At 52.4% G+C, this 2,018-nt stretch carries 1 protein-coding gene and 1 pseudogene; both read left to right on the top strand.

Annotated elements, in window-relative coordinates; translation table 11 throughout:
- Positions 1-1,718 (top strand): TOMM precursor leader peptide-binding protein (locus MBEAL2_RS28455; RefSeq protein ID WP_047155541.1); only part of this gene is annotated, 1,718 nt, incomplete at its 5' end.
- Positions 1,719-1,743: 25 nt separating this feature from the next.
- Positions 1,744-2,018, top strand: a pseudogene (locus MBEAL2_RS28450) (NADH oxidase); the annotation flags it as partial.

Raw genomic sequence — 2,018 nt, 5'->3', positions numbered from 1 at the left:
CCTTTGGTGAGGGCGTGGTTGGGCCGCTGGTTCGTCCGGGTGCGCCGGGGTGCTCCCAGTGTGCAGACATGCGGCGCCTCATGGCGGCACACGACCGTAAGGAACTGCGGGAGCTGCAACACAGGCTAGCAGTGAACGGGGAAACGACGTGTGATGCGTGGGCATCGCGTACAGGGCTTTTGCAGGTGGCTCACCTGCTCATGGCTGAGGCACAAAGGGTGCTGCAAGGCAGCCAGCCTCATTTGGAAGGCCAGGTGTTTTTAATCAACCTGAAAACGCTGAAGAGTTCCTGTCACTCCTTTCTGCCTGACCCGTTGTGTTCGATTTGCGGTGGATTATCTGATGATTCATTGATTGCGGCCCAAATTTCGCTGCAAGCAAGCCCTAAGATTAGCACCGAAAGCTACCGCTGCCGTTCGATGGATGATTTGAAGAAAGTTCTGGTCAAAGACTATTTGGATCATCGGATGGGCTTTTTGAATGGGAAAATGTATGATCTTATGTCGCCGTTTGCCGATGTAAGTGTCAATCTGCCGTTGTCTATGGGAGACGAGGCAACGGCAGGTCGGACTCATTCCTATGCGGACAGCGAGCTGACTGCCATTTTGGAGAGCTTAGAGCGATCCTGCGGTCTGATGCCTCGTGGCAAACGGACGGTGGTCCATGACAGTTTCCGCAATCTGGCCGATCAAGCACTCCATCCCATCAAGGTAGGAGTGCACGCAAAGGAACAGTATGCGCAACCTGGATTTCCATTCAAACCGTTTCATCCTGATCGCCCAATGGACTGGGTATGGGGTTATTCGTTTTTGCAAGAGCGCCCGATTCTCGTTCCAGAGTTGCTCGCCTATTACAGCTTGGGCTGCGGGAATGGCTTTGTTTATGAAACTTCCAATGGATGCGCCATAGGCGGAAGTTTGGAGGAAGCTATTTTCTATGGGATTTTGGAAGTGGTAGAGCGTGACTCGTTCTTGATGACATGGTACGCACAGTTGCCTCTCCCTCGTCTTGACCCGGCTTCTGCTAATGACCAGGAATTGCGATTGATGATGGATCGTTTGCGGACGGTGGCGGGATATGATGTGCATTTGTTTAACTCGACGATGGAGCATGGGATTCCAAGCGTTTGGGCATTGGCGAAAAACAGGAAAGAAAAAGGAGTGAATCTGATCTGTGCGGCCGGAGCCCATTTGGACCCGGTACGGGCGGTGAAAAGTGCCGTTCACGAGCTGGCGGGGATGATGCTGTCGCTTGACGAGAAATTTGAGGCAAACCGGGAAGAGTATGTACGAATGTTCCACGAGCCGACCCTGGTACGGCAGATGGAGGACCATTCCATGCTGTACAGTTTACCGCAAGCGCAGGAGCGCTTTGACTTTTTACTGGATGAAAATCGTCCGTTGCAAACCTTTGAGAAGGAATTTAAATGGAAGACGAAACATGTGGATCTGACCGATGATCTGCGGGATATGCTTGATGTGTTCCGTCCATTGAATCTCGATGTAATTGTGGTGGATCAGACGACACCGGAGATCATGCGAAACGGACTGTATTGCGTCAAAGTGCTCATCCCCGGGATGCTGCCCATGACCTTCGGATATCACCTTACCCGCGTGACAGGTCTGGAAAGGGTGCTCCGGGTACCCATGAAACTCGGGTATGCGAAGCAACTGCTGCCGATAGAACAACTCAATCCACATCCGCATCCATTTCCATAAGCCACGATGAGGAGGGAGAAGAAGGATGAGTCTGGAATCATTTCTTCATAACCTGCATTTTGACACGGACAAGGCAAGACCCCCGGACTTGGAGGTGGATTGGGAAGACGCACCGCTTGCCTATAAGCTCTACCGCGGGTTGCCTGTCATCCCGCTTTCTTCGGAAGTGCCGCTGACGCTCGAAAGAAGGGAAGCGCCTGCGAATCCCGATTTTCGCGGAATCGGCCATTTTCTCTGGTACGTATTCGGGCTCACTCAATTTAGCCAGTCCACCTTTGCGCTGGATTCTACGGAACAAGA

Origin of the sequence: Aneurinibacillus tyrosinisolvens (assembly GCF_001015055.1) — a bacterium.
GTDB classification, from domain to species: Bacteria; Bacillota; Bacilli; order Aneurinibacillales; family Aneurinibacillaceae; genus Aneurinibacillus_A; species Aneurinibacillus_A tyrosinisolvens.
This window is presented reverse-complemented; position numbering and strand designations above follow the sequence as displayed.